This window comes from Pseudomonas sp. PS01303, from assembly GCF_029959385.1.
Lineage (GTDB): Bacteria > Pseudomonadota > Gammaproteobacteria > Pseudomonadales > Pseudomonadaceae > Aquipseudomonas > Aquipseudomonas rustica.
Map to the genome: position 1 here is coordinate 34,901 of NZ_JASCPK010000040.1, position 6,793 is coordinate 41,693.

Below are 6,793 nucleotides of genomic sequence, written 5' to 3' on the forward strand. Positions count from 1 at the left end.
TGCGGTTTGGGGGCTGCCGGTAACTTGGTTCGCGTCACTGAATGTTCAGTGATCGGGTTTAGTCGCTCGGTAATCCACTCAATCTGTACAACGTTCCAGACAGTAGGTATTTCGATACCTCACTCAATGGTAGCTGTGCGCAGGGCGCCTTCGGGTGCGCCGGTTTGGGTGGGTTTTCCGGTCGACTAACCTGCGTATAGCTGCCACCTCTCGTTTAGTCGCGAAGTGGTGTCAGCATCACTTTGGAAACCTCCGCAATGTTCAAAGTAACGCCGAATCCACCAGAAACAGATGCCATACCCGAATCAGATCCAACCTCGCCCTACTCTGCCCCCAATTCCAGAAAACTCCACGAGGCCGCCGAACGCGCCCTCGACCATTACCTCAAACCGCACATCCCGTCCGAACGAAAACCCAGCACCATGTTCATCGTCGCGCCGGACATGGAAACCGAATCCCTGTTAGCCCACGCCTGCGAATCCATGGCCTCCGCCAGCATCATGCTCAGCGACTTCGCCGGCCTGCTCGAAACGCCCTACCGCAACACCCTGCTCGGCATCCAGCAAGTCGTCATGCTCGGCGAACTCGCCGTCAACCGCGCCCTCGACAACCTCGAACCGCCCACCCGAAACTGAGACTGAAAACTGTGGCGAGGGAGCTTGTCGAATCGTCGCACCGTCCCGCTCGGCTGCGAAACAGTCGCAAAACCGGTATCTGCGGTGTATCTGAATTACCCGGATCGAATGGTTTTAGGGTCGCTACGCAACCCAGCGGGAGCAAGTTCCCTCGCCACAAAAAAGCAGGCCGTCTGAAACCAAGGAAACAGGCTATGAACCCATGAAGGATCATCCAGACCACAATCAATGCTTTTCAAGTATTTGGGATGCACTGGAAGACACCCCGCAGCACGCAGCCGATATGCGTCGGCGAGCCAAACTGATGCGTACGCTTTGCGAGACCATTCGCGCCTGGGAGCTTCCTCAGAAGGACGCAGCGAAACGGTTGGGCATCACTCAGCCACGCCTCAATGATGTACTCAACGGTAAAATCGACAAGTTCTCGCTGGATGCATTGGTCAATCTGTCCGCCGCTGCGAAATTAGAAGTAGATATCTGCTTTCCCTTGGCTCCGCCACTGCAATGGGCCTGATATCAGCTATCGCCTAAAGGCACTTCAACCCAACCACCGCTAGAAGTCCGCAAAGTTAGAATGCGCAGGCTTTTTGGATAACCTCAACATCATCCAGTGAGGGCAACGCTTCGCTGGATGATAGAGGCGCATTCCTTGTGTTCACGGCTCAAATAAAAACACCTAAGCCACCCACCTCAATCCTCCCGCGTTAAAACCTCCAACAACTCAATCTCAAACACCAGATTCGAATTCGGCGGAATCTTGCCCATCGTCCGCTCGCCATAACCCAAATGCGCCGGCACCAGCAATTTACGCTTGCCGCCCACCTGCATCCCCATCAGCCCTTGATCCCAGCCCTTGATCACACGACCGGTGCCGATCACGCACTGAAAAGGTTTGCCACGGCTGTAGGAAGAATCGAACTCGCTGCCGTCTTCCAGCCAGCCTGTGTATTGGGTGGTGATCAGCGCGCCTTTGACGGCGGCTTTGCCCTCGCCTACCTGAAGATCGATTACCTGCAGTTCATCATTCATAACCTTCGCTCTATTGTTCAGCAGGCCGCCGTTTTCCCAGAATTGCTGGCTGTTGGCAACCCGAACACGCAGATCAACGCTGTATCCGAATCGAGTGATGACGAATTAAGATAGCCAACCGCCACTACTTCACGGATCGATTCGCCATGCCGGCAGCGCCCCAATGACCCAGCTCTGGATCGGCCTCGCCGTTGGCGTGATTTTGCTGGCCGTGATTGCCGTGCTGTTCTGGCGCGAACGTGAATTGCGTCGGCAACTCGCCGATTACCGAGAGCTGCTGACCCGCGCAGCCGATGGCCAGAACATTCATCAAGACGGCGATGCCGAGCGCTTTAAACGCAGCCAATATTTCGCGCGCATTGGCACGTGGGATTGGGAGGTCGATACCGATCGCCTTTACTGGTCAGACGCCATCTACGGCATGTTCGGTTTCAAGATCGGTGACATCACCCCGTCCTACGCCCTCTTCTGCTCCTGCGTACACCCGGATGACCGCGTGCGGGTGCGCGACGGTGAGTTGCGTTGCCTGGAAACCGGGGAAAACCATGACGAGGAATACCGCGTAGTCTGGCCCGACGGCACGATTCGCTGGCTGCGCGAGACCGGCAATGTAGTGCGCAACGACCATGATGCGGTGATCAAAATGATGGGCGTGGTGCGCGACATCACTGAAGAAAAGGCCTCGGCCAGTTACCTCCAGCACCTCGCCCACTTCGATCCGCTGACCGGTTTGCCCAATCGTCTGGTGCTGGAGCAACGGCTGTCCGAAGCACTGGATCAGGCGCGACAAACTGAAACCCGCGTCGCGCTGGTGTTCGTCGACCTCAACGGTTTCAAAAACATCAACGACCACTACGGCCATGCCGCCGGAGACCGCGTTTTGATCACCACCGCCACCCGCCTGAAACGCATCTTGCGCAGCACCGACACCGTCGCGCGGATTGGCGGTGACGAATTCGTGGTCATCCTGCAGGGCCTGTCACCGAGCCTCAACCTGCAGGACGAAGCCCGCAACATCTGTCAGAAAATTTTCATCGAACTGTCGCCACCGATCAGCATCGGCAACGACCAACGCCACATCGGCACCAGCCTTGGGGTGGCGGTGTTTCCGGATCATGCGACGGCGATGGATCGGCTGCTGCACATTGCCGATCTGGCGATGTATGAGGCTAAGCGCAGTGGCAATAATCAGTATCGGTTGGGCGGGGAAAGCCCTGCGCGAGTGCATGCGCAGGGCTTTTGAATCTCAACTCAACGCGGAACCGGTTTCATCTCGACAATCGTCCCGTTGGTAATCATCACCATGACGTACTGATCATTGATCTGCACCCATTGCGCCTGTTCAACCGGTTTTTTCAGGCCTTTGGCTTTCCAGTCGATGGCTTTTTCGCTGCGTTGATAGATATCCGGGGCGCGGTCGTTGACCTTCAATTCGCGGTCGCTGACCGGGGATTGAACGGAGGGATCGCTTGAGGTTTGCGCCGCTTGAACAAGTGGACTGATCCCGGCAATGCCGGCGACGAGGGCCAGGCTGGCGATTAGGGTTTTGCTGTTCATCGGTGAACCTCTATTGATGGGTGATACCTGAACTCCGACTGCGGGGCGCGGGAATCATTCCGTGTTTTTGCTCGGGCTGTCCGGGAAATTGTAGCCGCCAGTCATGCCGCCTTCGCGAGCAAGCTCTGCTCCTACAAGATTTTCAGGTGTCTACGAATTTCGTGAACACCGCAGAACCTGTAGGAGCCGAGCTTGCTCGCGAAGGCGTTCGGCACGGCCAACCTCTTCATCAACTGATCTACCGCTTTCGCGAGCAAGCTCGGCTCCCACAAAAGCGTTCGCTGGTGCATTGATCCGCTTTACACATCAATGCATGCCAACAATGCAATTAACATATTGTTACACCTGCGCCACCATCCGCCCCAATAACATCCGTGCGCAGACTCTCCGTGGCGCACGTCATAAAAGCGGTGGAGTACTTTGCTATGACAGCCACAATCCCTCACGGCGGCTCGCGGGCCGGCGCCATTTTCCGGGTGACCTCGGGCAACTTCCTCGAACAGTTCGACTTCTTTCTGTTCGGCTTCTATGCCACACAAATCGCGTCGGTGTTCTTCCCGGCGAGCAGTGAATTCGCGTCCCTGATGATGACCTTCGCGGTGTTCGGCGCAGGCTTTTTGATGCGTCCGCTGGGGGCAATCGTGCTCGGTGCGTACATCGATGACGTCGGTCGCCGTAAGGGTTTGATCGTCACGTTGTCGATCATGGCCAGCGGCACGATATTGATTGTGTTGGTGCCCGGATACGAAACCATCGGCCTGTTTGCGCCGGCGCTGGTGCTGATCGGGCGTCTGTTACAAGGCTTCTCCGCCGGTGCGGAATTGGGCGGGGTTTCGGTGTATTTGTCCGAAATCGCTACGCCGGGCCGCAAGGGCTTTTTCACCGCGTGGCAGTCGGCCAGTCAGCAAGTGGCGATCATCGTTGCCGCTGCGTTGGGCTTCGCGCTGAACGCGTGGATGGCGCCGGACGTGATTGCCGATTGGGGCTGGCGGATTCCGTTTTTCGTCGGTTGCATGATCGTGCCGTTCATCTTTCTGTTGCGTCGTAATCTGGCGGAAACCGAAGAGTTTGCCGCGCGCAAACACCGTCCAAAGATGGGCGAAGTGTTCCGCACCCTTGGCCAGAACTGGGTGGTGGTGCTCGGCGGGATGTTGATGGTCGCCCTGACCACCACCGCGTTTTACTTGATCACCGTTTATGCGCCGACGTTCGGCAAAACCGTGCTGCACCTGAGTACCTCGGATGCGCTGCTGGTGACTTTGCTGGTCGGCGTTTCGAACTTTTTCTGGCTGCCAATCGGCGGCATGTTGTCGGATCGCATCGGCCGTCGTCCGGTGCTGATCGCGATGTCGCTGCTGGCACTGGCCACGACTTATCCGGCGCTGTCGTATCTGGTGCAGGCGCCAAGCTTCAGCCACATGTTGCTGTCGCTGTTGTGGCTGTCGTTTATCTACGGCATGTACAACGGCGCGATGATTCCGGCGCTGACCGAGATCATGCCGGTCGAAGTGCGTGTGGCCGGTTTCTCCCTCGCGTATAGCCTGGCGACCGCAATTTTCGGCGGTTTCACCCCGGCCATGTCGACCTTCCTGATTCAGTACACCGGCGACAAAGCCGCGCCGGGTTACTGGATGAGCATCGGCGCGCTGTGCGCATTGTGCGCGACGCTGTACCTCTATCGCCGCGCGGGCGGCCGTCTGCAACCGGTTGCCGCATAAGGAATAATGACCATGAAAAAACTCTTCAACCTCACCGCCCTCGCCCTCTTCGCGTTCAGCGCTCTGGCACATGCCGAACAACTGAACGTGATGACGTCGGGGGGCTTCACCGCCGCTTACAAAATCCTCGGCCCGAAATTCGCTGCCGACACCGGTAACACCCTCGACACCCAACTCGGCCCGTCGATGGGCAAGGCACCGGAAGCGATCCCCAATCGCCTCGCGCGCGGTGAACACGCCGACGTGGTGATCATGGTCGGCTATGCCCTCGATGACTTGATCAAACAAGGCAAGGTCGACCCGGCTTCCCGCGTTGAACTGGCAGACTCGCGGATCGGCCTGGTGGTGCGCGAAGGCGCGGCGAAACCGGACATCAGCAACGTCGACGCTCTTAAGAAAACCCTGCTCGACGCACAGTCGGTGGCCTACTCCGACAGCGCCAGCGGCGTGTACATCGAGCAGCAGTTGTTCAAGAAACTCGGCATCGAGGATCAACTGAAAGCGAAGGCGAAGATGATCCCGAAAGTCCCGGTGGGCTCGGTGGTTGCCACTGGCGACTATCAACTGGGCTTCCAGCAAGTCAGCGAATTGCTGCCGGTGCCGGGGGTGAGTTTTGTCGCGAAGATTCCGGAATCGGTGCAGTCGGTGACGCGTTTTGCTGCCGGTATTCCGATGAACGCAGAACACCCGGCCGAGGCGAAAGCCTTGCTCGCTTATCTCGCCGCGCCCGCCGCCCAGGCTGACGTGCAAGCGACCGGGCTGGATTCGGTCAAGCGCTGACGGTCGGCGACACGACTTTCATTTCCACCACCAGCCGCTCCAGTTCCAGTGCTGCCGGGGTCAACGTACGATCCCGGCGCTTGATGATGCCGACACTGCGCATCACCTGCGGATCGGTCAGCGGCACCCGCGTCAGAATCGGATGGTCAGGCCCCGGCATCGCCATCAACGGCACCGCCGCCACGCCCAACCCGGCCTCCACCAAACCGATCATCGTCGTCACATGCAGGGTCTCGCAGATACTTTGACGCTGCGGCACCACCCGGCTCAAGGCCTGATCGAGCAAAAAGCGATTGCCCGAGGTTTTGTCCAGCGAGATGTAATCCTGCTGATAAAACTCGTCCCACGTCACGCTGCTGCGCCCGGCCAGCGGGTGATCGCGGCGACAAGCGACCACGTAGCACTCCTGCACAAGCGGTTCGAAATCGACTTTGGCATCCTGCGTGCCCATAAAACTCAAACCGAAATCCGCCTCGCCGTTGACCACGGCGGTAAGGACATCGTGGGCGCTGGAGTCGAGGACTTTGACCTTGATTCGCGGAAATTGCTGGTGATAGCGGGCGACCACGCGCGGCATGAAGAAGTAGGCCGCAGACGGCACGCAGGCGACGGTGACATGACCCAATCGGGTCGAGGCGACTTCGCTGATGCCGAGCAGCGCAACATCCAGATCATCCAGCAAACGCTCGACGCTGGGCAGAAACCCGCGTCCGGCCTGAGTCAGGCTGACTTTGCGCGTGGTGCGTTCGAACAGTTTTACGCCGAGGGCGTCTTCGAGCTTCTCGATGCGCCGGCTCAGGGCTGGTTGCGACAGCCGCACGGTGTCGGCGGCCTTGCGGAAACTGCCCTGCTCGACCACCGCGCGAAAGGCTTGCAGGTCGTTGAGGTCGAAGTTGATGGCCATGGCGGACTCGCAGGGATTGATACGCAGGGGTTATGAATGTAACCAATTGATGCCAAATATTACAGAAACGATGAAAATCCCCTGTAGGAGTGAGCCTGCTCGCGATAGCGGTAGATCATTCAACTCAACAGTATCTGATCTACCGCTATCGCGAGCATGCTCACTCCTAC

8 protein-coding genes are annotated in these 6,793 nt (G+C 58.2%); 5 read left to right on the forward strand and 3 right to left on the reverse strand.

All coding sequences use genetic code 11. The features are described 5' to 3' along the window. The first annotated feature begins 257 nt into the window (after positions 1-257). On the forward strand, positions 258-635 hold the full coding sequence (locus tag QMX93_RS13785; RefSeq protein WP_282356558.1) for a DUF6124 family protein: 378 nt from the start codon (positions 258-260) through the stop codon (positions 633-635). 202 nt (positions 636-837) lie between these two features. Next, positions 838-1,149: an XRE family transcriptional regulator gene (locus QMX93_RS13790; RefSeq protein ID WP_282356559.1), complete on the forward strand. Its 312-nt coding sequence runs from the start codon at positions 838-840 to the stop codon at positions 1,147-1,149. Positions 1,150-1,325: 176 nt separating this feature from the next. Here QMX93_RS13790 and QMX93_RS13795 read toward each other — a convergent pair whose 3' ends face one another. Next, positions 1,326-1,664, reverse strand: coding sequence for an FKBP-type peptidyl-prolyl cis-trans isomerase (locus tag QMX93_RS13795; RefSeq protein ID WP_053121462.1), 339 nt, complete (start codon positions 1,662-1,664; stop codon positions 1,326-1,328). 163 nt (positions 1,665-1,827) lie between these two features. Between QMX93_RS13795 and QMX93_RS13800 the strand changes: the two genes are divergently transcribed. Beyond that, entirely contained in the window at positions 1,828-2,907 is a 1,080-nt protein-coding gene (locus QMX93_RS13800) for a sensor domain-containing diguanylate cyclase (protein ID WP_282356561.1), read from the forward strand. Positions 2,908-2,915: 8 nt separating this feature from the next. Here the strand turns inward: QMX93_RS13800 and QMX93_RS13805 are convergent, their stop codons facing one another. Next, positions 2,916-3,221, reverse strand: coding sequence for an RcnB family protein (locus tag QMX93_RS13805; RefSeq protein ID WP_053121466.1), 306 nt, complete (start codon positions 3,219-3,221; stop codon positions 2,916-2,918). A gap of 425 nt (positions 3,222-3,646) precedes the next feature. On the opposite strand from QMX93_RS13805, the gene QMX93_RS13810 reads away from it, so the two are divergent. Next, complete coding sequence (locus QMX93_RS13810; protein ID WP_053121470.1) at positions 3,647-4,939, forward strand: MFS transporter; 1,293 nt, start codon at positions 3,647-3,649, stop codon at positions 4,937-4,939. A 12-nt stretch (positions 4,940-4,951) separates the two neighbouring features. After that, positions 4,952-5,719, forward strand: coding sequence for a substrate-binding domain-containing protein (locus tag QMX93_RS13815; RefSeq protein WP_282356562.1), 768 nt, complete (start codon positions 4,952-4,954; stop codon positions 5,717-5,719). Here the strand turns inward: QMX93_RS13815 and QMX93_RS13820 are convergent. Then, positions 5,709-6,623 carry a LysR family transcriptional regulator gene (locus tag QMX93_RS13820; RefSeq protein ID WP_212544650.1) on the reverse strand — a complete coding sequence of 305 codons (915 nt, stop codon included), beginning with the start codon at positions 6,621-6,623 and terminating at the stop codon, positions 5,709-5,711. The genes QMX93_RS13815 and QMX93_RS13820 overlap by 11 nt on opposite strands. Between the last annotated feature and the right edge of the window lie 170 nt (positions 6,624-6,793).